Annotated in this window: 21 protein-coding genes; 10 read left to right on the top strand and 11 right to left on the bottom strand. The window is 59.7% G+C overall.

From position 1 onward, the window contains the following. Positions 1 to 106 precede the first annotated feature (106 nt). The 6 genes from paaA to paaZ are packed head-to-tail and all read left to right on the top strand — an operon-like array spanning position 107 to position 5850. Positions 107 to 1084 carry a 1,2-phenylacetyl-CoA epoxidase subunit PaaA gene (paaA, locus tag C4S59_RS17435; protein ID WP_103911663.1) on the top strand — a complete coding sequence of 326 codons (978 nt, stop codon included), beginning with the start codon at positions 107 to 109 and terminating at the stop codon, positions 1082 to 1084. 23 nt (positions 1085 to 1107) lie between these two features. Next, positions 1108 to 1395 (top strand): 1,2-phenylacetyl-CoA epoxidase subunit PaaB, encoded by a 288-nt coding sequence (paaB, locus tag C4S59_RS17430; RefSeq protein WP_103911662.1) that lies wholly within the window; start codon positions 1108 to 1110, stop codon positions 1393 to 1395. Next, entirely contained in the window at positions 1395 to 2192 is a 798-nt protein-coding gene (gene paaC, locus C4S59_RS17425; RefSeq protein WP_103911661.1) for a 1,2-phenylacetyl-CoA epoxidase subunit PaaC, read from the top strand. Before paaB ends, paaC begins: the two co-directional genes overlap by 1 nt. Beyond that, complete coding sequence (gene paaD / locus C4S59_RS17420; protein WP_200813247.1) at positions 2189 to 2695, top strand: 1,2-phenylacetyl-CoA epoxidase subunit PaaD; 507 nt, start codon at positions 2189 to 2191, stop codon at positions 2693 to 2695. The genes paaC and paaD overlap by 4 nt, the downstream gene beginning before the upstream one ends. Positions 2696 to 2732: 37 nt before the next feature. Beyond that, positions 2733 to 3797 (top strand): 1,2-phenylacetyl-CoA epoxidase subunit PaaE, encoded by a 1065-nt coding sequence (gene paaE, locus C4S59_RS17415; RefSeq protein WP_103911659.1) that lies wholly within the window; start codon positions 2733 to 2735, stop codon positions 3795 to 3797. Beyond that, positions 3787 to 5850: a phenylacetic acid degradation bifunctional protein PaaZ gene (paaZ, locus tag C4S59_RS17410; protein ID WP_103911658.1), complete on the top strand. Its 2064-nt coding sequence runs from the start codon at positions 3787 to 3789 to the stop codon at positions 5848 to 5850. The genes paaE and paaZ overlap by 11 nt, the downstream gene beginning before the upstream one ends. 6 nt (positions 5851 to 5856) lie before the next feature. Here paaZ and C4S59_RS17405 read toward each other — a convergent pair whose 3' ends face one another. From C4S59_RS17405 to C4S59_RS17385, 5 genes are all read right to left on the bottom strand, one after another. Beyond that, positions 5857 to 6456 (bottom strand): TetR/AcrR family transcriptional regulator, encoded by a 600-nt coding sequence (locus tag C4S59_RS17405; RefSeq protein WP_103911657.1) that lies wholly within the window; start codon positions 6454 to 6456, stop codon positions 5857 to 5859. A gap of 78 nt (positions 6457 to 6534) precedes the next feature. Continuing rightward, entirely contained in the window at positions 6535 to 7842 is a 1308-nt protein-coding gene (gene paaK / locus C4S59_RS17400; RefSeq protein WP_103911656.1) for a phenylacetate--CoA ligase PaaK, read from the bottom strand. Between the two features lie 20 nt (positions 7843 to 7862). Continuing rightward, positions 7863 to 8297 carry a hydroxyphenylacetyl-CoA thioesterase PaaI gene (paaI, locus tag C4S59_RS17395; RefSeq protein WP_103911655.1) on the bottom strand — a complete coding sequence of 145 codons (435 nt, stop codon included), beginning with the start codon at positions 8295 to 8297 and terminating at the stop codon, positions 7863 to 7865. 14 nt (positions 8298 to 8311) lie between these two features. Next, positions 8312 to 9103: a 2-(1,2-epoxy-1,2-dihydrophenyl)acetyl-CoA isomerase PaaG gene (gene paaG, locus C4S59_RS17390; RefSeq protein ID WP_103911654.1), complete on the bottom strand. Its 792-nt coding sequence runs from the start codon at positions 9101 to 9103 to the stop codon at positions 8312 to 8314. Positions 9104 to 9193: 90 nt separating this feature from the next. Next, complete coding sequence (locus C4S59_RS17385) at positions 9194 to 11068, bottom strand: FAD-dependent monooxygenase (protein WP_103911653.1); 1875 nt, start codon at positions 11066 to 11068, stop codon at positions 9194 to 9196. A gap of 287 nt (positions 11069 to 11355) precedes the next feature. Here C4S59_RS17385 and C4S59_RS17380 point away from each other — a divergent pair, with 287 nt between their 5' ends. The 4 genes from C4S59_RS17380 to C4S59_RS17370 all read left to right on the top strand — a co-directional run bounded on the left by C4S59_RS17380 (position 11356) and on the right by C4S59_RS17370 (position 14541). Further along, positions 11356 to 12162 carry a M48 family metalloprotease gene (locus tag C4S59_RS17380; RefSeq protein ID WP_146064558.1) on the top strand — a complete coding sequence of 269 codons (807 nt, stop codon included), beginning with the start codon at positions 11356 to 11358 and terminating at the stop codon, positions 12160 to 12162. 137 nt (positions 12163 to 12299) lie between these two features. Beyond that, positions 12300 to 12926, top strand: coding sequence for a hypothetical protein (locus C4S59_RS19605; RefSeq protein WP_160006942.1), 627 nt, complete (start codon positions 12300 to 12302; stop codon positions 12924 to 12926). 178 nt (positions 12927 to 13104) lie between these two features. Further along, a complete protein-coding gene (locus tag C4S59_RS17375; RefSeq protein ID WP_160006939.1) occupies positions 13105 to 14025 on the top strand; it encodes an AEC family transporter in 921 nt (306 codons plus the stop codon). Between the two features lie 9 nt (positions 14026 to 14034). Next, positions 14035 to 14541, top strand: a complete 507-nt coding sequence (locus C4S59_RS17370; protein ID WP_234994817.1) for a MarR family winged helix-turn-helix transcriptional regulator — start codon at positions 14035 to 14037, stop codon at positions 14539 to 14541. Here the strand turns inward: C4S59_RS17370 and C4S59_RS17365 are convergent. The 6 genes from C4S59_RS17365 to C4S59_RS17340 form a co-directional block, all read right to left on the bottom strand. Continuing rightward, positions 14538 to 15740: an aminopeptidase P family protein gene (locus tag C4S59_RS17365; protein WP_103911650.1), complete on the bottom strand. Its 1203-nt coding sequence runs from the start codon at positions 15738 to 15740 to the stop codon at positions 14538 to 14540. The genes C4S59_RS17370 and C4S59_RS17365 overlap by 4 nt on opposite strands. 216 nt (positions 15741 to 15956) lie before the next feature. Next, on the bottom strand, positions 15957 to 16481 hold the full coding sequence (gene idi, locus C4S59_RS17360) for an isopentenyl-diphosphate Delta-isomerase (protein WP_103911649.1): 525 nt from the start codon (positions 16479 to 16481) through the stop codon (positions 15957 to 15959). An 84-nt stretch (positions 16482 to 16565) separates the two neighbouring features. After that, positions 16566 to 16949, bottom strand: a complete 384-nt coding sequence (gene cueR / locus C4S59_RS17355) for a Cu(I)-responsive transcriptional regulator (RefSeq protein ID WP_103911648.1) — start codon at positions 16947 to 16949, stop codon at positions 16566 to 16568. Further along, entirely contained in the window at positions 16946 to 19450 is a 2505-nt protein-coding gene (locus C4S59_RS17350; RefSeq protein WP_103911775.1) for a heavy metal translocating P-type ATPase, read from the bottom strand. Before C4S59_RS17350 ends, cueR begins: the two co-directional genes overlap by 4 nt. 71 nt (positions 19451 to 19521) lie before the next feature. Continuing rightward, the gene (locus tag C4S59_RS17345; RefSeq protein WP_103911647.1) at positions 19522 to 20628 is read right to left on the bottom strand and encodes a Gfo/Idh/MocA family protein; all 1107 of its coding nucleotides are present in this window, start codon (positions 20626 to 20628) and stop codon (positions 19522 to 19524) included. Between the two features lie 8 nt (positions 20629 to 20636). Beyond that, positions 20637 to 21344 (bottom strand): GntR family transcriptional regulator, encoded by a 708-nt coding sequence (locus tag C4S59_RS17340; protein WP_103911646.1) that lies wholly within the window; start codon positions 21342 to 21344, stop codon positions 20637 to 20639. Positions 21345 to 21403: the final 59 nt, after the last annotated feature.

Here is a 21403-nt window from a genome sequence, read left to right as displayed (position 1 = left end):
CCGCTTCAAATTTTGTTTGATCCACTGGCCCATCTTGCGCTAAATATTCACCAACCGGTCGGTCAACGAATAAGATGGCTGACCTGTCGCGATGGGAGGCACGACCATGTATGCACAGATGATCAAGTCGGAATCGTCCAATGACGACCCGCAGGCGTTGGCCGAGTTTCAGGCGCGAATCGACCGTGGAGAACGGATCGAGCCCAAGGAATGGATGCCTGAGGGTTATCGCAAAACGCTGATCCGCCAGATCGGCCAGCACGCCCATTCCGAGATCGTCGGCCAACTGCCCGAAGGCAACTGGATCACCCGCGCCCCCACGCTTGAGCGCAAACAGATCCTGCTGGCCAAAGTGCAGGATGAAGCAGGCCACGGGCTGTACCTTTATTCAGCCTGTGAAACGCTTGGCGTCACCCGTGATGAGCTTTTCGAAAAGCTGCACTCCGGCGCGATGAAGTATAGCTCGATCTTCAACTACCCGACGCTGACATGGGCCGACATGGGCGCGATCGGCTGGCTGGTCGACGGTGCCGCGATCATGAATCAGGTGCCGCTACAGCGCACATCCTACGGCCCCTACGCCCGTGCGATGGTCCGCATCTGCAAAGAAGAAAGCTTTCACCAACGTCAGGGCTATTCCATCATGATGAAGATGGCCCAAGGCACGCCTGCGCAAAAGGAAATGGCGCAGGATGCGCTGAACCGCTTCTGGTATCCGTCGTTGATGATGTTCGGCCCCTCCGATGCAGAGTCCGTCCATTCGACGCAGAACATGGCGTGGAAAATCAAGATCAACACGAACGATGAATTGCGCCAGCGCTTTGTGAACGAAACCGTGCCGCAGGCCGAATATCTGGGCCTGACCGTGCCTGATGAACACCTGCGCTGGAACGACGACAAACAGGGCTACGATTTTTCCGAACCGGATTGGGATGAATTCTTTGAGGTTCTGAAAGGCAACGGCCCGTGTAACGAAGAACGCCTTGGGGCCCGCCGCAAGGCTTGGGACGACGGCCAGTGGTTCCGCGAAGGACTATCGGCCTACGCCGACAAACAGGCCACCCGCCGGACAGCGGCGGAATAGGGACACTGAGGGGAGGAGAAATCATGTCGAAAAAAGAATGGCCCCTGTGGGAAATCTTTATCCGTGGCCAGCATGGCCTGAACCACCGTCACGTGGGCAGCCTGCACGCCCCTGACGCTGAAATGGCGATCAACAACGCTCGCGATGTCTACACCCGCCGCAAGGAAGGCGTGTCGATCTGGGTCGTGCCCTCGTCCGCGATCACGGCATCAAGCCCCTCTGAAAAAGGCCCGCTTTTCGATCCGGCCGAAGACAAAGTCTATCGCCACCCGACCTTTTACGACATCCCCGATGAAGTGGGGCACATGTGATGGCTCTGGACGGACGCGATCCTGTGAAGATCGATGACGCCCTGCGCCCCGCCATGTTCGACTGGCTCTGCCGGCTGGGGGACAACGCGCTGATCCTTGGGCACCGCACGTCGGAATGGTGCGGTCATGGCCCTGCGCTGGAAGAGGACATCGCGCTGGCCAATACCGCGCTGGACCTGATCGGGCACTGCCAGATGTGGCTGGGCCTTGCCGCCGAGGTCGAGGGTCAGGGCCGCACAGCCGACCAACTGGCCTATCTGCGCGATGCGATGGCCTTCCGGAATGTGAAGCTAGTCGAACTGCCCAACGGCGACATCGGTCAGACAATCATGCGCGAATTCCTGTTCGATGCCTTCCACTTCGAACTTCTGACAGAGCTGTCCACCTCGCCCAACACCCGCGTGGCCGAGATCGCCGCGAAGGCGCTGAAGGAAGTGGCCTATCAGCTGGACCGAGCCTCGGACCTTGTTGTCCGGCTGGGCGACGGCACCGAAGAAAGCCACGCCCGAATGCAGGCCGCGCTGGACCACCTCTGGCCCTACACCGGCGAGATGTTCACAGCCGACGCCGTCGACACCGCGATGACAGAGGCTGGCATCGCCCCTGATCTGAGTGATCTGCAAACACGCTGGACCGCCACTGTGAAGGATATTCTGGACGAGGCCACGCTGACCCTGCCCGAACGCCGTTTCGACGTGCACACAGGTGGCAAGCAAGGACGGCATACGGAACATCTGGGCTACCTTCTGGCCGAAATGCAGTTCCTGCAACGCGCCTATCCGGGGGCCGAGTGGTGACAGCCAGCACCGACCAGATATGGGAATGGCTGGCCGAGGTGCCCGACCCTGAAATCCCCGTCGTGTCAGTTACCGAACTTGGCATCATCCGCGATGTCCGCTGGGACGACGACATCCTGCGCGTCGCGGTCACGCCCACCTATTCCGGCTGCCCCGCCACGGCAGTGATCGACATGATGGTCGAGGATAAACTGCGCGAAAAGGGTATCGAAAAGCTGGCGCTGGAACGACGCCTGTCGCCCCCGTGGACCACCGACTGGATCACCGACAGCGCCCGCGACAAGCTGCGCGCTTATGGGATCGCGCCACCCGTGAACGGCACGGCCTCGGATGGCCGCATGGGCCGCGCGGCGCGCTTGGCGGGATCGAACCTGACAATCGAATGCCCCCGCTGCGGATCGACACATACCGACAAAGTCAGCCAGTTCGGATCGACGCCCTGCAAAGCGGCTTATGTCTGCCGCGACTGTCTGGAACCCTTTGACTATTTCAAATGCCATTAACGCTGGCCTCAGAGCACTTGGAACAGGAGACGCGATAATGCCCCGCTTCCACACCCTTGATGTGATCGATGTCCACCACGACACCCGTGATGCCGTGGTTGTCACACTGAAACCGCAGGATGGCGATTTCACCTTTACCCAAGGCCAGTACCTGACCTTCCGCCGCGACTTTGACGGGCAGGAACTGCGCCGGTCCTATTCAATTTGCGCAGGTCTGGACGACAATCTGCTGCGTGTCGGCATCAAGCGGGTCGATGGCGGCGCGTTCTCGACCTGGGCCAATGAAAACCTGCGCCCCGGCGACACGGTCGAGGCGATGACACCGCAAGGCCGCTTCTTTACCCCGCTCGATCCCGACAGCGCGCGCGGCTATCTGGCCTTTGCGGGCGGGTCCGGCATCACGCCTGTTCTGTCGATCATCAAGACCACCCTCGCGCGGGAACCGAACGCAAACATCACGCTGGTCTACGCCAACCGCCACGCCAGTTCGATCATGTTCCGCGAGGAACTGGAGGATCTGAAGAACACCTATCTGGGGCGTTTCTCGGTCATCCATATTCTGGAAACCGGCGGAGATATCGATCTGTTCTCGGGCCGCGTCGATGCCGAAAAACTCGATACGCTTTTCCGCCTCTGGATCGACGCCGACAGCATCGACACCGCGTTTATCTGCGGCCCCGAGCCGATGATGCTGACCATCGCCGAAGGCCTGCGCAAACACGGGCTGAGCGATGACCAGATCAAATTCGAACTTTTCGCTTCGTCCCAGCCGGGCCGCGCGAAACAGAAGGCCAGCGCAAAGGCGGACAGCCAGACAAGCGACGCCTGCGACGTGTCTGTCACCATCGATGGCGTGACCCGCAGCTTCCAGATGCCGCGCGACGGAACCGCCGTTCTGGACGCAGCGCTTCAACATGACATGGACGCGCCCTATTCCTGCAAGGCGGGCGTCTGTTCGACCTGCCGCGCCAAAGTGCTGGAGGGCGAGGTCGAAATGGAAATGAACCACGCGCTGGAAGATTACGAAGTGCGCGCGGGCTACGTCCTGTCGTGCCAGTGCATTCCCCTGTCCGACAAAGTGGTGCTGACCTATGACGAATGAAACTCCCCGCCGCTTGGAAAGCTACCTGAGCGGCGCGTGGCGCACCGGCGCGGGTGAACCCAAACCGCTTTTTGATGCCGCAACCGGCGACATCCACGCGCTGATCGGGTCCGAAGGTCTGGACATGGCTGCCGCGCTGGACTGGGGCCGCACCGTGGGCGGCCCTGCCCTGCGCCGCCACACCACCCACGAACGCGCCATGATGCTGAAGACCATCGGTCTGAAGCTGTTAGAGATGAAAGACGACTTCCACCGCGAAAGTCTGCACACAGGGGCCACGCCCCGTGATGCATGGCCAGATATCGACGGCGGGATCGGCACCATGCTGACCTTCGCCTCCAAGGCCCGTCGCGAACTGCCCAACGCCCGCGTTCTGCCCGAAGGTCCGGTCGAACAACTGTCCAAAGACGGCTCTTTCGTGGGCCAGCACGTCCTTAGCCCGATGCTGGGCGTTGCGGTTCATATCAATGCTTTCAACTTCCCCGTCTGGGGCATGTTGGAAAAGATCGCCCCAGCCCTGATCGCAGGCATGCCCTGTCTTGTGAAACCGGCCTCGACCGGTGCCTATCTGGCAGAACTCGTCGCCCGCCGGATCATCGACATGGGCATTCTGCCCGACGGCGCGTTGCAGATTGTCTGCGGCGGTGTCGGCGATCTGCTGGATCACGTGACCGAACAGGATGTGGTCACCTTCACCGGATCGGCCGCGACCGGCCACAAGCTGCGCAGCCATCCGGCCATCGTCAAAAACTCGGTCCGGTTCACGATGGAGGCCGACAGCCTGAACGCCTCGATCCTTGCGCCCGATGCGGTGGCGGGAACGCCCGAGTTCGATCTGTTCGTGAAAGAAGTCCAGCGCGAGATGACGTCGAAGGCGGGCCAGAAATGTACCGCCATCCGCCGCGTCCTTGTGCCGAAATCCCAAGAACAGGCCGTGATCGACGCGTTGTCAGCGGCATTGGCCAAGGTGCAGCCGGGCCTGCCATCGGTTGCCGCAACCCGCATGGGGGCCTTGGCCTCACTTTCCGATCGCGACACCGTCCGCGCCCAGATCGCCCGTATCACAACCGACGCCGAAATCGTTTTCGGCGATCCTGACGCGGTCAGCACCTCGTCGGGCGATCCCGACAAAGGCGCGTTCATGAATCCCGTTCTGCTGCATTGCGCCAATTCGATGACCGCAACCGCCCCCCACGACACCGAGGCATTTGGCCCCGCCGCCACCGTCATGGGTTACGACGGCGTGGACGAAGCCATCGCCTTGGCCATGAAAGGCCGCGGGTCCTTGGTGTCGTCGGTCTTTACCAATGACGACACTCTCGCTGCCGAGCTGACCTTGGGCCTTGCGCCGCAGCATGGTCGGGTGCTGGTCGGCAACCGCGACAGCGCCAAAACGTCCACCGGTCACGGCTCTCCGCTTGCGCCGCTGATCCACGGCGGTCCCGGCCGCGCTGGTGGGGGTGAAGAAATGGGTGGCATGCGCGGGGTCAAACACTTTATGGCGCGCACCGCCATTCAGGGCACGCCCCGTATGCTGGCCAAAATCACGGGCCAATGGGTGGCGGGCGCCCCTGCGCAATCCGGCATGCATCCGTTCCGGAAATCGCTGGCAGAGCTGCACATTGGCGACCAGTTGGTCACCGCCCGACGCGCGATCACGCTGGAAGACACCGAACATTTTGCCAAATTCACCGGCGATACCTTCTACGCCCATATGGACGAAGTCGCGGCCAAGGCGAACCCGTTCTTCGACGACCGCGTCGCGCATGGTTATCTGATCGTGTCCTTTGCCGCAGGCCTGTTCGTACAGCCCGATCCGGGCCCTGTTCTGGCGAACTACGGCATCGACAACCTGCGTTTTCTGACGCCGGTCTATTTCGGCGACAGTCTGGGCGTGCAGCTGACCTGTAAGGAAATCAGTCCCCGCGAAGGATCGGTTTATGGCGAGGTCCGTTGGGATTGCTGCGTCACCAACCAGAACGACGAGGTTGTCGCGCAATACGATGTTCTGACGATGGTCGCAAAAAGCTGGCCGTTGCCGGACGATGCCTAAGGGGCGTCAGGCGACGCCCTTTACGCCATCCAAAATCAGCGTGGTCGCCATGCGCGCGTAATCTTCGCGCGTCATGGGGCCATCTTCGCGGAACCACAGATAGGCCCAGTTCATCATCCCGAACAGCGACATGGTGACTGGCATCAAAAGCGATCCTGACGGAGCCGCCAGTTCAGGGTGGATTTCCGCGATCACATCCGCAATGCGCTTTACGATCTGGCGGTTCATTGTGGTGACTTGGGCCAGCTGATCTTCGTCCAGTGCTTCGCCCGCGTTCAGCTGCACCTTGTGCATATCATCGGCGCCCTCGTAGGCATCCAGCGTGGCCTTCACCAGTTTCTGCAACCGGTCACGTGGCGCAAGCGATGGGTCATCCGCTTCGGCCAAGGCCGCCTCAAGCTCGACCAGGTGGGCCTGAATGATGGAAAAGATCAGCTCGGACTTGGAGGGGTAGTAATGATAGAGCAGCGATTTCGACACGCCCGCCAGTTTCGCGATACCGGACATCGACGCCTTTTCCATCCCGTCGGTGGCAAAGACATGGGCGGCCACCAGCAAAAGCTGATGCTGCTTTTCCTCGAAATCCTTAGCGCGTGTTCTGGCCATACCAATCGGCCCTTCCCTGATACTCCATCGCTGGCTTAAACGACGGCGGTCCTCTCCGCCACCCCGGACGGTCGAGCGTTAGCCGGTCCGGTTGTCCACCACCCGTTTGGCCTTGCCCTCGGATCGGGCGACGCCATTGGGATCGTGCACGGTGATTGCCGCTGTGATGCCAACGACCGATTTGATGTGATGCGCCAGTTCCCGCGCCGTCGCATCGCGCGCGTCCGACGACGACATATCGGCCGTGCATTCCACATGCACCACCATCGCGTCCATCCGGCCCTTGCTGATCAATTCGATCTGGAAGTGCGGCGCAAGACCCGCGCATTTCAGGATCTGTTCCTCGATCTGGGTCGGAAACACGTTGACGCCGCGCAGAATGATCATGTCGTCGCTGCGCCCCGTGATCTTTTCGATCCGCCGCATGGACCGCGCCGTTCCGGGCAGGATGCGCGTCAGATCGCGGGTCCGGTAGCGCACCATCGGCAACGCCTCTTTCGTCAGCGTGGTAAAGACCAACTCGCCCATCTCGCCATCCGGCAGCACCTCGCCCGTCGCGGGGTCGATGATTTCGGGGTAGAAGTGATCTTCCCAGACATGCAGCCCGTCTTTGGTTTCGACGCATTCATTGGCGACACCGGGCCCCATGATCTCTGACAGGCCGTAGATATCCACCGCATGCATATCGAACGCCTGTTCAATCTCGCCGCGCATCGAATTCGTCCACGGCTCTGCCCCGAAAATCCCGACGTTCAAAGAGGACTCGCGCGGGTCGATGCCCTGCCTGCGGAACTCATCCAGAATGGCCAGCATGTAGGACGGGGTCACCATGATGATCTGCGGTTTGAAATCCTGGATCAGCGTGACCTGCCGTTCGGTCATCCCGCCGGAGACAGGCACCACAGTGCAGCCCAGACGTTCGGCCCCGTAATGCGCACCCAGACCGCCGGTGAACAACCCGTAGCCATAGGAGATATGGCAAATGTCCCCTTTCCGCCCGCCAGAGGCACGGATCGACCGCGCAACACAATCGGCCCAATTGCTGATGTCGTTCTGCGTATAACCGACCACTGTCGGCTTGCCGGTAGTGCCCGACGACGCATGCACACGCGCCACCTGATCCTGCGGCATAGCGAACATGCCAAAGGGGTAGGTATCGCGCAGATCCTGCTTCATCGTAAAGGGAAATTTCGCCAGATCGGCCAGCGTTTTGAAATCATCCGGATGCGCGCCGTGCTTGTCAAAGTTCGCTTTGAAAAAGGGCGAGTTGTCATAGGCATGGCGCAGCGACCACGCCATCCGCTGCTCCTGAAGCGCGGTGATTTCATCGCGGCTCGCAATCTCGATCGGGTCAAGGATGTCCTTTGGTGGTGTCAGGTCTTTCATGGTCTCTCCTCCCCTAATCCTTATGCGCCTGCGTCCGTCAAAAGCGGCTGTCCCAAGCTGCGCGAATGCCCGCGGAATTCGGCAATTACGGTGCCGTCCTGTCGTGTGATCGTGACGTCGTAGATGCCCGACCGGCCCTTGCGCGAAATCTCGTGGGCGTGGGCGGTCAGACGATCCCCCAAAGCGCCGGGCGTGATGTAGGTCACCGAACAATGCTGCGCGACGGTGGCCTGATTGTAGGTATTGCACGCAAAGGCAAAGGCGCTGTCGGCCAGCGTGAACAGATAGCCCCCATGGGCCGTACCGTGTCCGTTGGTCATCCGCTCGGTCACGACCATTTCGATCACCGCCTCACCGGGGCCGACACTGGCCAGCTCCATACCCAACTGCTGCGTTGCGTTATCCGTGGACCAGAGTGCCTTGGCGCAGGCTTCGGCGAGTTGCTGATCTGTCATGTCCTGTGCCACGATCAACGCCCCGAAAAACTTGGCGCGCGCTTTTCAAGAAACGCGATGACGCCTTCCTTGTAATCGTCCGACGCCCCCGCCGCGCGCTGACTATCCCGTTCGCGATCAAGCTGCGCATCGAAATCGTTGGTCGCCGCGTCATGGATCAACTGTTTTGTCAGGCCCAAACCAAAGGTCGGCCCCGCCGCCAGCTTTTCCGCCAGCGCCGTCGCCTCATCGATCAGCGCGTCGTCATCGACGGCCTTCCAGATCAATCCCCAGTCCGCTGCGGTTTCCGCCATCAAAGGCTCCGCCGTCATGGTCAGCGCCTTGGCGCGCGCCTCGCCAATCATGCGCGTCAACGTCCAACTGCCGCCTGCATCGGGAACCAGTCCGATCTTGCTGAAAGCCTGAATGAACTTGGCGGATTTCGCGGCCAGCACAATATCGCAGGCCAAGGCCACATTGGCCCCTGCCCCCGCCGCCACGCCATTCACTGCGCAGACGATGGGTTTCTTCAAATCCCGCATCAGCCGCAGCGTCGGGTTGTAAAACATATCCAACGTCTGCCCCAGATCGCGCGCCTCGCCCTTGCGCGGATCACGATCCCCAAGGTCCTGCCCCGCGCAAAAGCCACGCCCCGCGCCGGTAAGAAGAACAGCGCGCACCGCATCGTCATCCCTTGCGCGCTCGAACTCGGCCCGCAGCGCGATGTGCATCTCTTCGGTAAAGGCGTTCAACCGGTCCGGACGGTTCAGCGTTATACACAGAACGCCCGCGTCCAACCGCGACAGCACGGTGTCGGATGATGTCATTAGTCATGTCCTCCCTGCCCCTTTCGCGGGGCTTGGAGGAAAGGTTATTTGTAACCGACCGGACGGTCAATGTTTAACATGATCGCTCGTTCACATCATGAACTCGGCGAAAAACGCGCCTAGGTCATCATAGGCATCCAACGGCAAAACCTGCGCCACAAACTGATCGGGCCGCACGACAACCACCGCCCCTTTGGCACGGTCAATTCCGCGTATATCGAAAATATCCACGCCCGATTTCAGATCGGGACAAAAGATTTTTTCGTAATCCGTCAGTCCCAACTTGCCTTTCTTCGGCACCAGCAAATCGGGCATCGTAAACAGATCCAGATCACGATGCGCCTGCTGGAACACTGCCCGCACGTCCAAAACCGCATCCAAGTCTTCGCCATCGCGCCCGAATTTCATCAGGGGCGACTTCGGATCTTCCAACAGATAATCGCACAACGCCGCGACCTTGCCACCCGGACCTCCCGTATCGGACGCATCCGCAAAACAGATTACGCGCCACCGCCCGTTCGCCGTCAAAGCCTCGGACAATTCCAGCGGCTTCGCATCGGCCAGCCGGATCACAGGGGCCGAATGGAACCGCTTGCCCACGACCTGACCCTTGGCCAGATCCTGATGCGCCGTCCCGCCAATAATCAACGAGGCATCATAGGTCGTCTCAACCCCCGCCGTATACCGCCCGTGCTTCTGGAAATACCGCTGGAACTGCGCGCTTTCCTCGGCTGTCTTGGGCTTTTCACTGAACAGCCGCGCCATATCGCGGTCAAAGTCGATCAGTTCTTTCGCCTTGGCATGACGTTCCTCCGAATACGTCGCCAGAAGTTTGGGTTGCGCACGCCCCTTCAGAACGGCGGCCAGTTTCCAGCCAAGGTTAAACGTATCCGCCATCGACACGTTCATCCCCTGCCCCGCCTTGGGGCTATGGGTGTGGCAGGCATCACCGGCAATAAAGATGCACGGAATGTCCCCGTCGCGAATGTCCGACGGCAGGTCATCGAATGAATCGCAGACCCGCTGCCCGATCTCATAGGCCGAGAACCAAGCAACCTCTTTCACTTCGAAATGATAGGGTGCCAGAATGGCGCGCGCCTTTCCTTCCAGCATTTCGGCGGTCACGCCACGATCCGCGGCGCGTTCATCGCCATGCAATGCGTCCATCTCGATATACAGGCGCGTCAGGTAGCCGCCTTCGCGCGGGATGATCAGGATGCTGCCTGCCTCGGCTGACTGGATCGCGCATTTCAGGCGGTAGTCGGGAAAATCCGTCACCGCCAGCACATCCATCACACCCCAAAGCTGCCGTGCGGCCTCGCCCTTTAGCGCATAGCCCATAGCGGCGCGCACCTTGCTGCGGGCACCGTCGCAACCGACGACATATTTCGCGTGAACCACTTCTTGCTGACCCGGTGCATCAAGGCAGTCGAACGTCAGCGTCACGGGATGCTCGGCACTGTCATCACAGACCAGTCCGGCCAGATCACGGTTATAATCCGGCACCAGCCCCATCGCCGAATTCTCCATCATCTCAAGATAGAAATCATGCACCCGCGCCTGGTTCAGAATGACATGCGGCTGATGGGACAGGTCGTCTTCCACATCCTGAATACGGTCAGCGCGATGCAGGCCCGAGCCACTGGGATCGGGCCGCCAGAACGCGACCTCGTTCACCCAATAGCTTTCTTTCAAAACCTTTTCGGCAAAACCGAAGGCCTCGAACATCTCAAGCGACCGGCAGGCAATGCCATCAGCCTGCCCGACCTCAAGCGGCCCGTCCTTCTTGTCAAAGATGCGCACCGACATGCCACCAATCGCCGCCAGTTGCGCAGCAAGCGTCAGACCGGCAGGCCCACATCCGATGATCGCGACATCCACATGATCACTGGCTTTGGGCGCCTTGTCCGCCTCCGGCGTTTTCAGCGGATCACCCGTACGAAACCCGTCCAGATAAAATTGCATGCGGCATCTCCTCCTGTCGCGACCTTATATTAGTAAGTATACATACTATAATCGCGAGTCAACCCCTCTCAGCAAATGGCGCAGGTCCAGGGAAACGCGCATCGATCGGGATTTTTGGATATGCCTACAATCCCGCGAGTGCCTCCAAACAACACACAGTTCCGGACACCGCGAAGGGCAAAAGTAACGTTGCCCTATGGGGTCGCGCACCCCTTTAAGGCGATATTTTTTGCTGGAAACAACTTAATCGCCCGAAAATCGCCCGTTTTACCTGCTTCTATTCGCTTATGAAAAAGAAGCCCCATCCAGCCATAGACAGATTGTTAAGAGGTATTTCGACGGATCACGTAGAAACCGCTCGGGATGCATGGCGCGACGCTTTGAAAGAAGGCGCAGCGTCCGTCAGCGACGTAAAAGCAAAACTGGCATCCGCCGCTTGGTCTGAGAATCCTCGCGGGCCTCTGGCCAAATACTTTGGAGTTTTGCTCTCCATACTGAGCGAATTAGATGCATCTGCTTTTGAAGACGAAGTTAAAAGGCTTCGAAAATGTGATTTGCACCCCATGCACAGGAAGACGCTGGACATTCTTTCGAGGCGACGTTTCGAAGCGCCTGCTACTCATGTTGCCGAGAAGGTACCCGTATTTATAGCCTCGGACATCGAAGACCGCAGTATCGTCATCAAAAACATCGAAACGTGGAGCACCACAAAGGGTCTTTCACTCGAAAACATTACCCGAATAGACGTAATCCCGCGACACCCAGAACTGGGTTATTTAGGAAAGTATAACTTGCTCTTCTCCGGTATTATTTTGACATGGCCTACTAAAACGCCCCGAGGCGTCGAGCAGTGGTTTAATCGTTTGGACGCGGAATTCACGTTTTATCACGAAATAGGGCATCACGTATCGGGGCACATCCAAGGGGGGGAGGTTTCTGAACAGGAACGGGAAGCCAACGAATACGCACTTTCAATGATGCGCAATTCAAGACCAGCCTTTACGTTGATTAGCAGAATGTTTGTCTGGCCACTCAGACCAAAGCTAAGACGTTTGATCGCGTCATCAAAACACCCAAGGGCTCCTGCGACCTAGTCGAAATCCGACACTAGCGCTGCAACCAGAACGGCAACTCAGTTCCCGACTCGCCAAACACGACCGTTGCTCAAAACCGGCGTTGATGTGTACCTTTCCAAGACGGCTTTTTCGGCGAAATTTTGAGATGTGTTTTAATGGGTGGCAATGAACTTCAGAAGTATCTGGACGCGAACGTAGACCGCACCGACCCGATCTATGGGCCGCAATGTCGTTGCTCTGTCACCCTGACAGATGGGCTTGTTCTGCCGTGCGTCATCCTAAGGCAGGCCGCACCCACGGTCGATCTGGCGCTACGCCGGTTTGACGACGAAAAGCATGGCAAAGGTGTTTTCGGAAAATCTAAAAAGCCTTACCAGCAGATTGTCCGGCACTTCGTGACCTCTGGTTCATCGATCGACGATTTCTATGTGAAATCCGTCGACCCAAGCCCTTTCGCACTCCCGTCAGAGGTCATGAGCCAAATCAAGGGCGAGACCATGATGGGCTGGACGGGTTGGGTGTTCGAAATGTCCGATGGTTCGGTCTTTTCCTACGGCTCGTCGTTTTCCTTTGATTTCTTTGAACTGCCAGACGGGTACACGTTCGGCGACGTGGCAAAGGTACACAACCATTCCTTTGTGAACACGGATGGACAGGTCGCCTCAATTCATGAGGATCCGGCAGGCTACCTCGAAAAACGAGGCTCTGACGATCTGGCCAGAACCTATCAGGCAAGGCCGTCATTTGTCTGCTACGTGGACAGTCGGACCCGTTTGGAATGACCTAGGCACAGCACTATTGCAGACTCCGGCTCAGCTTCGAACTGCTGGCACGTCGCAAAACCAGCCCTTTCAACGCCTAAAATTTTTGCCCCGCATAATCTCAAACCCATTGCCCGATCTCCCCCGAGGCCTTACCCCACATAATAAAACCAAACAGTACCACGCGGGCCAAAAGACCATGATCGACATTATCATCCTGATGCTTCCCATCTTTTCGATGATCGCGATCGGCAGTCTGTTTCTGCACCAAGGCTGGTTCCCGTCCGAAGGCCTGCCCATCCTGAACAAGTTCGTCATGAACGCCTGTATCCCTGCGTTGCTCTTTTCCGCCGTCACCGGCAGCGACAGCTTCGGGGCCGAGGCCTGGCGAAACGCGGCGCTTTATGCGGGTGCGTCGGTGTTGGGATGCTTCCTACTCTGGGTCATTCTGCGCCTCGTCCTGAAAGGCCACGGCGCGCAAAGTGTCATTCTGGCGATGGGCGCCGCCACCGCGAACAGCGTGTTTCTGGGCTTTCCGATCCTGACCATCTTTATGCCCGACAGCGCGAACGAGGTCTTTGCATGGATCATCATCGCCGAAATCGCCTTCATTATCCCGATCATGACAACGCTGGCCCTGATGGCCGAGGATCGTGATGACACATCCGTCGGCCCCTTGCTGATGGCATTCCTGCGCAGCCCCGTTGCGGTCGGCCTGTTCGCCGGTTTCGGGTTCCGCCTGACGGGGCTCGACCTGCCCGACTGGACGTCTCAGGTCATCAAATCCATCGTCTCGGCCGCACCGTTCATCGCGCTCTTTGTCGTCGGCGGCACGATGCTGCAAAACCGCCTGACCCGATCGGGCCCCCGCGTTCTGGCGGTATCTGCGGCCAAGCTCTTCCTGCAACCCGCATTGGTTGCCATGGCCTTTGGCTTGCTGATCGGCTGGGACACAGACGCCACCAAAGGCGCCATCGTCTTTGCCACCATGCCCCTGTTCCTAAGCTTCGTCGCCTTCGCCAGCCGCCACGAAGTCGAAGACGTCGCCGCCTCGTCCATCGTTTTGACCACGCTTCTGGGCGCCGTCACCGTGACGCTGACTTTGTCGCTGTTGTTCTGACGCTGGGCTATGGCCTTGGGCCAAACGCTCGCCTATCCTGCGCGCATGACGATTATTTACACCATGCCTGGGCACCTGATCCGGCGGCTTCAGCAGATTTCGGTCTCGGTCTTTGCCGAACAGATGAAAGCGGCAGGGTCTGATCTGACATCACCGCAGTTTGCCGCTTTGGCGATGTTGCGCGACCACCCCGAGATTGATCAAGCCACGCTTGCCGGTCTGATCGCCTATGACCGTCCGACAATCGGAGGCGTGGTGGATCGTCTGGTGGCCAAGGGCTTTGTCGCCCGCACCACCAACCCCGAGGACCGCCGCGCCAAGGTACTGACCCTGACGCCCGAAGGCGACGCCGCCCTGACCCGCCTGATCCCTGTGGTCGAAGCCTGTCAGGACGCCATCCTGCCCGGCCTGTCCGACAGCGAAAAGGCCGAGTTCATCCGCTTGGCGGGGAAGATCGCCGAGGCAGGAAACACGCTGTCCCGCGTGCCCCTGCAAACCGGCCCAAAACCGGATTAACCGATCACATTGTGATCCGGCCCGTAGGGGTAGCCGGTGATGTTTTCACTGCCGTCTTCGGTGATGATCAGGATGTCATGTTCACGGTAGCCACCCGCACCTGCCTGCCCTTCTGGGATGGTCAGCATCGGTTCCATCGAGATCACCATGCCGGGTTCCAGCACAGTCGGAATGTCTTCACGAAGCTCGAGCCCCGCCTCGCGCCCGTAATAGTGGCTGAGCACACCAAAGGAATGGCCATAACCGAACGTCCGGTATTGCAGCAGCTCCCTTTCGGCAAAGAAGCCGTTGATCTTTTCGGTTACCTCGGCGCAGGACGCACCGGGTTTCAGCAGGCTCATCCCGTATTCATGGGCATCCAAATTGGCCTGCCAGATGGCCAGCGATGCGTCATCCACCTCGCCCACAAACAGGGTTCGTTCCAGCGCAGTGTAGTAGCCCGAAATCATCGGGAAGGTGTTCAGGCTCAGGATATCGCCACGCTGCAAGGCCCGGGACGTGACAGGGTTGTGCGCCCCGTCGGTGTTGATGCCCGATTGGAACCACACCCACGTGTCGCGATATTCCGCATCGGGAAACCGACGGGCGATTTCCAGTTCCATCGCATCGCGCCCTGCCATGGCCACGTCAATTTCACGCGTACCTTCGCGGATGGCATCGCGGATCGCGTATCCACCTACGTCCGCCACGGCAGCCCCCGCACGGATCAGTGCGATTTCGGCGTCGGATTTGCGGAACCGCTGTTGCATTGTCAGGGGCGCAATATCGACAGTGGCCGACGGCGACAGCATATCGTTCAGCAACCCCATCTGGGTCAGCGTCAGATGATCGCCCTCATAGCCGATCACCTTGCCCGCGCCCGTCACCGACAGGATCGCGCGCCAGTAGTTGTTCCGCTGCCAATCGGTGTAGGTGATGTTGTCGCCATAGCACCGCCGCCACGGCTGGGCCGCGTCAATGCCCGCGCTGAACGTCACCGTATCCGTCGCGGTCACGACCTGCGCATAGGGCCGCCCGAACGAACAATAAAGAAAGCCGGAGTAATAGGCGACGTTGTGCATCGAGGTCAGCACAACCGCATCAACGCCCTGATCGGCCATGATCCGGCGCAGGCCACTAAGGCGCGCCTCATATTCCGCGTCTGAAAAAGGAAGTGTCTTTTCACCTTGGTGAAAACGGTAAAACTGGGGACGATCCATCAAAGGACTCCTTCGCATCTTGGGCTGCGACAGGGACCACAAGGCAAAGGACGACACCTTCCCCCGCGGCCCTTAGGCAGCAAAGCAAGATCCCGGCGTTCAGGATGGGTGATCAGGGGTTATCGGCCCGCTGGCCGAAGGCGACGCCATCGCCTGCCCCTTAGCGATAAGAATAACAGTTCCAGCGACGATGGAAATGCCAGAATGCGACGCGCGTCAGTCGTTTTCGCCAAAAATCCGCGCGGCGTGTTCGGTCAGGTAAATCCGCAGCCACGGTGTATAATTCTCAGGCGCTTTTTGCACCAGAACGGTCAGTTCGCGGATATCGACCCAGGCTGTGTCCATAACCTCGTCAGGGTTCGGCGCAACCTCGATCCGTTCCACTAATTCGCACAGGAAAATATCGACGCGCTCATGTTCGATCAGCCCGCCACCCACATCGGCGCGGTAGGTCAGCTGATCGCGGTGCTCCAGCGTCAGGCCGGTGATCCCCAGCTCTTCCTGCAAACGACGGTTCGCACAATCAAGCGCGCTTTCGCCCCAATGGGGATGGGTGCAGCAGGTGTTCGCCCACAAACCCGGCGTATGGTATTTGCCCATCGCGCGGCGCTGGATCAGCACAGCGCCATCGCAGATCACAAAGACAGAAATCGCCTTGTGCAAAAGCCCGCGCTGATGTGCCTCAAGCTTCTCGACTGCGACCAGATCGCCATCAACCCACGTCGGGATCATCTCTTTCATTCGGGCAGCACCATAAGGATGTCGTCAATTCCGGCGCTTCTTAGGGTCTGGCGCAGGAAATGAAAACCACCGCAAACGGACAGTCTATTGCCCCAGATCATTCAGAATGGGGCAGTCGGGGCGGTGATCGCCTGCACAAGCCTCGACCAGATGCGCCAGCGTGTTTCGCATGGATTGCAACTGCGCGATCTTCTGGTCGATCTCATCCAGATGCTTGCGGCTTAGCTCCTTGACCTCGGCACTGCTGCGGCCCTTATCCTCATAAAGTGCAAGCAGGGTTCGGCAGTCTTCAATGGCAAACCCCAACGCACGGGCACGGGCCAGAAACCGCAGCTTGTGCAGATCGTTTTCGGAAAACACGCGATATCCGTTGGCCTCGCGCTTGGGTGTCACCAGCGCGATGTCCTCGTAATAGCGGATCGTTTTTGCGGGCAGGCCGGATGCGGTTGCAACGTCACCGATATTCATACGTGCGCCTCCTTCAGTACAGGGGCCGGTGTGGCAGGTTTCTCATCCGCCATGGCCGGCTCGATCCAGCGCAAGCGCAGCGCGTTCGACAGAACAAAGACCGACGACAACGCCATTGCGCCCGCCGCCAGTACCGGCGACAGCAGGATGCCGAACACAGGGTACAGCACACCCGCCGCCACAGGGATCAGCGCCACGTTATAGCCAAAGGCCCAGAACAGGTTTTCCTTGATATTGCGCATTGTGCGGGCCGACACCTCATGCGCGTTCACCACGCCCGCCAGATCACCCGACATCAACACAACATCCGCCGATTCAATGGCCACATCTGTGCCAGTCCCAATCGCGATACCCACATCGGCCACCGCCAAAGCAGGCGCATCGTTGATGCCGTCACCCACGAAGGCGATTTTTTCGCCGTCTTTGGTCATCGCCTGAAGCGCAGCAACCTTGCCGTCGGGCAGAACGCCCGCAATCACCTGATCAATGCCGGTTTCCCGCGCGATCGCCTCGGCGGTTTCGCGTTTGTCACCGGTGATCATCGCCACCTTCAGCCCCTTCGCCCGCAGCGCCGCAATTGCCGCCTTGCTGCTGGGTTTCACCGGATCGGCCACACCGATCACCGCCGCGGCCTTTCCGTCAATCGCCGCATAAAGCGCTGTGCGGCCACTTTCAGCCAAGGCGGTTTCCTGCGCGGTCAGGCCCGAGATTTCCACACCCTCACGCGCCATGAAACGATCAGCGCCCACAAGAACGGTCACGCCATCGACCTGACCCATGGCACCATGGCCGGTTACCGTCTGGAACTGGTCCACATCCGGAAATCCGCCCAGTTCGGCACGCGCTGCACGCACAATGGCGTCGGCGATGGGATGTTCCGACTGCGCCTCGACCGCAGCGACCTTGGCCAGAACCCCGGCGCGGTCAAAGCCATCCGCCAGCACCAGATCGGTCAGTTCAGGCCGCCCTTGCGTCACTGTGCCGGTCTTATCCACGGCCACGATATCCACGTCCGCCAATCCCTGAAGCGCGTCACCCTTTCTAAACAACACACCCAGTTCCGCCGCGCGCCCCGTGCCCACCATGATCGAGGTCGGCGTGGCCAGACCCATGGCACAAGGGCAGGCGATGATCAGAACGGACACACCCGCGACCAAGGCCAAAGTCAGCGCAGGATCGGGGCCAAAGATCAGCCAGACCGCCACGGTCAACGCGGCAATCGTCATCACCGCAGGCACAAACCACATGGTGATCTTATCAACCAAGCCCTGCACCGGCAGCTTCGCCCCTTGGGCGTCCTGCACCATGCGGATGATCTGGGACAGAACCGTATCGGCCCCCACATGGGTCGCCGAAATACGCAGGCCCCCTGCCCCGTTCACAGTGCCCGCCGTCACTTTGGCACCCACCGTCTTTTCATCTGGCACAGGTTCGCCGGTAATCATGCTTTCATCAACGTGGCTGGCCCCTTCCAGCACCACACCATCCGCTGCGATCCGTTCACCGGGGCGCACGATCACCACGTCACCGACCTTCAGATCATCGACCGACACTTCGATCACCTGACCGTCCCGCTCCACCCGCGCCTCGCGCGATTGCAGGCGCAGAAGCTTGCGGATCGCCGCACCGGTCCGGCCCTTGGCGCGGGCCTCAAGCAGACGACCGATCAGGATCAGAACCACGATCACCGCCGCGGCTTCGAAATACACGGCGCGCACGGCGTCGGGCAAAAGCGACGGCACAAAGGTTGCGATGACCGAAAACCCGTAGGCCGCCAGCGTGCCGACCGCCACAAGGCTGTTCATATCCGGCGCGCCTTTCAGCAAGGCAGGGATGCCGCGCGTGTAAAACGCGCGACCGGGCCCGACCAAGACGGCGGTCGTCAACAGGAACTGGATGATCCAGCTGGCTTGATGACCGATGGTCTGTCCGATGAAATGGTGAAACGGCGGGTACATATGCCCGCCCATTTCCAGAATAAAGACAGGCACAGCCAGACAGGCCGCGATGATCACCTGCCGCGTCAGCCCTTTGGCCTCTTCTTCCTTTTCCGCCTCGCGATCCAGTGCCGCGTCGGCCCCCGCAACTGACGCAGGATAGCCCGCATCGGTCGCGGCCTGCGCCAAGGCGTTCGGCGTGGTCACGCCTTGCAGGTAAGTCACCTTGGCCGTCTCGGATGCAAGGTTCACCGCCACGTCAATCACACCCGGCACCGTAGCCAGCGCCTTATCCACCCGACCCACGCAGGACGCACAGGACATGGATTTGACGCTCAACTCGACCGACGCCTTGCGCGCGGGATAGCCAAGATCATCCAGCTTTTTGTTGATATCAGGCAGGCGCGCGCTGTCGTCCACCGCCACGCGCAGCGTTTCGGCGGCAAGGTTCACCGATGCCTCGGACACGCCCTCAAGCGTGCCGACGCCGGCCTCGACCCGCCCTGCGCAAGACGCGCAGGACATGCGATCAACGATTAAAGTTGCTGACTGGTTTTGTGACATGATCCGAGTCCCCATAGACGGAGTTTGGATCATACATGGTCCTTCCAGTCACTGGAAGGTCAAGACGCCCCTTAAAGAAATTCCGACATTTCCACCACGCGCTTTTCCTGCATGGCGATTTGTGCCGCGATCCCCATCAAAACAGCCATACGTCCGTCGGCCATGCTGACCTCGGGCGCGTCCCGTTCACCGCGCACCAGTTCCAGAAACTTCTGGTGCTGGTAAAACGTCGATCCGTTGTGGTCCCCTGCATCCAGCAGCGTCGGATCTACAGGGATATCATGCGTGACAGGCCCCTTGGGGCTGCGCGGGCTGACCGCCAGTTTCGGCACAGGCGGCGCGCCCAGATCATCGGGCCAGAAGCGTCCCGGACCGGGCACAAACGCCTCGATCTTGCCCGCCGGACCCACGGCGCTGATTTCTTCCTGATACTCGGCCCCTTCGGCAAACATGCACAGATCCAGCATTGCCCGGGTACCATCGGCGAAGTCCACGATGACATAGCCGTTGTCCAGAATATCAGGCACCTGCCCGTTATAGGCTTCATCCAGATGGTTCACGTCCTGCCCACCCGACGCCATGACGCGCACAGGCTCGGACCCAAGCGTCAAGCGCATCAGATCAAAGAAGTGGCAGCATTTTTCCACGAACGTCCCGCCGGACTGGGCATTGAACCGGTTCCACGCCCCGACCTTATCCAGAAACGGAAAGCGGTGTTCGCGGATCGTCAGCATCTTGATCCCGCCGGTCGCCCCCTGCGCCTGTTTCAAAAACGCGGCAACAGGCGGCATATAGCGATACTCCATCGCCACCCAAACCGGCGCGGGATAGCTGGCGGCGAAATCGGCCAAACGGGTCAGATCGTCCAAAGCCGTAAATAGCGGTTTTTCCACCAGCACCGGCAAAGGCCGCGCCCCTGCGATCCGTTCCAGCTGTTCCACATGGCAGTGGTTCGGGCTGGCGATCATCAGACAGTCCAACCCATCAAAGGCCAACAACTCATCCAATGTCTCGACAAACACTGCCTCGGGCGCAAACTCTGCCGCCGCGGTCCGCATGTCGGCATCTGGTTCAAAGATCACCGCGACCTGCGTGTCAGGCAACAGCGCGATATTGCGCAGATGCTCTTGCCCCATCATTCCACAACCGATGACGCCGTAGCGCGTAAGCTCTGACATAAGCGATCCTATTTCATCCGCTGCACATAGCGTGCGGCGTTCGTGTCAAACCATGTGCGTGAAAACTCGACCGGTTCGGGCACCTGCGCCCAGCTGAACCGCTCGATATAGCCTGCGGGGTCGCCCGCGTTGGGGCCAAAGGCCTCAGGCGCCCAATCGGGAACCGGCGCCGCCCAAACGCTGTCTTCAGCGTGGGACACCCAGAAACCAAGCTTGTTCTGATAGTAGAAATACAGCGAATCCGACAAAGCCGCCGGATCGATACGGCCGGAATCACCGTCCAGCCAAATCTCTTCAACCGCGATCACCGTCTGATCCAGATAGCGCAGACGACGGATTCGCGATGCATGATCCGAGGTGCCGAAGCGCGGCAGATCATCGGGTTTCGCCATATAGTCGACCCCCAGAACATCCGCCGTCGGAAGGCCCCCGCCACCGGGCAATTCCAGCCGGAACATCGAATAGACCGACCGCGCATTCGTGTTGTCGCGCACGTAATTGCCGGACCCCTGAATCCGCTCCAACATGCCTTTGTTTTCAAGCTCGGACAGCGATTTGCGCAAGGTGCGCACAGTCGTCGAATAGGTCTTGGCCAGTTCCCGTTCCGGCGGCAGGCGTTCGCCCACCACGTAACGACCGCTCGCGATGTCACGCATCAGCGATTCACTGATCTGAAGGTATATCGGCAGCGCCGTATTGCTTTCGCGTCTTTGCATCGTGCGTCGGGTCGTTTTGTCGCAAAAATTATTGATACACCATTGATCTACATCAATGC

It is taken from the genome of Thalassococcus halodurans (assembly GCF_900108225.1).
Lineage (GTDB): Bacteria > Pseudomonadota > Alphaproteobacteria > Rhodobacterales > Rhodobacteraceae > Thalassococcus > Thalassococcus halodurans.
The sequence above is the reverse complement of the archived record's forward strand: the minus strand, read 5'-3'. Positions and strand labels throughout refer to the sequence as shown.

Coding starts and splice junctions, on each gene's coding strand:
- paaI (WP_103911655.1), bottom strand. CDS start 8,297: ATGACAGATCAGCAACTCGCCGAAGCCTGCGCCAAGGCACTCTGGTCC.
- C4S59_RS17380 (WP_146064558.1), top strand. CDS start 11,356: ATGAAAAAGAAGCCCCATCCAGCCATAGACAGATTGTTAAGAGGTATT.
- C4S59_RS19605 (WP_160006942.1), top strand. CDS start 12,300: ATGGGTGGCAATGAACTTCAGAAGTATCTGGACGCGAACGTAGACCGC.
- C4S59_RS17405 (WP_103911657.1), bottom strand. CDS start 6,456: ATGGCCAGAACACGCGCTAAGGATTTCGAGGAAAAGCAGCATCAGCTT.
- C4S59_RS17370 (WP_234994817.1), top strand. CDS start 14,035: ATGGCCTTGGGCCAAACGCTCGCCTATCCTGCGCGCATGACGATTATT.
- C4S59_RS17350 (WP_103911775.1), bottom strand. CDS start 19,450: ATGTCACAAAACCAGTCAGCAACTTTAATCGTTGATCGCATGTCCTGC.
- C4S59_RS17385 (WP_103911653.1), bottom strand. CDS start 11,068: ATGCAATTTTATCTGGACGGGTTTCGTACGGGTGATCCGCTGAAAACG.
- C4S59_RS17365 (WP_103911650.1), bottom strand. CDS start 15,740: ATGGATCGTCCCCAGTTTTACCGTTTTCACCAAGGTGAAAAGACACTT.
- idi (WP_103911649.1), bottom strand. CDS start 16,481: ATGAAAGAGATGATCCCGACGTGGGTTGATGGCGATCTGGTCGCAGTC.
- cueR (WP_103911648.1), bottom strand. CDS start 16,949: ATGAATATCGGTGACGTTGCAACCGCATCCGGCCTGCCCGCAAAAACG.
- paaG (WP_103911654.1), bottom strand. CDS start 9,103: ATGACATCATCCGACACCGTGCTGTCGCGGTTGGACGCGGGCGTTCTG.
- C4S59_RS17345 (WP_103911647.1), bottom strand. CDS start 20,628: ATGTCAGAGCTTACGCGCTACGGCGTCATCGGTTGTGGAATGATGGGG.
- paaE (WP_103911659.1), top strand. CDS start 2,733: ATGCCCCGCTTCCACACCCTTGATGTGATCGATGTCCACCACGACACC.
- paaK (WP_103911656.1), bottom strand. CDS start 7,842: ATGAAAGACCTGACACCACCAAAGGACATCCTTGACCCGATCGAGATT.
- paaZ (WP_103911658.1), top strand. CDS start 3,787: ATGACGAATGAAACTCCCCGCCGCTTGGAAAGCTACCTGAGCGGCGCG.
- C4S59_RS17340 (WP_103911646.1), bottom strand. CDS start 21,344: ATGCAAAGACGCGAAAGCAATACGGCGCTGCCGATATACCTTCAGATC.
- paaA (WP_103911663.1), top strand. CDS start 107: ATGTATGCACAGATGATCAAGTCGGAATCGTCCAATGACGACCCGCAG.
- paaC (WP_103911661.1), top strand. CDS start 1,395: ATGGCTCTGGACGGACGCGATCCTGTGAAGATCGATGACGCCCTGCGC.
- paaB (WP_103911662.1), top strand. CDS start 1,108: ATGTCGAAAAAAGAATGGCCCCTGTGGGAAATCTTTATCCGTGGCCAG.
- C4S59_RS17375 (WP_160006939.1), top strand. CDS start 13,105: ATGATCGACATTATCATCCTGATGCTTCCCATCTTTTCGATGATCGCG.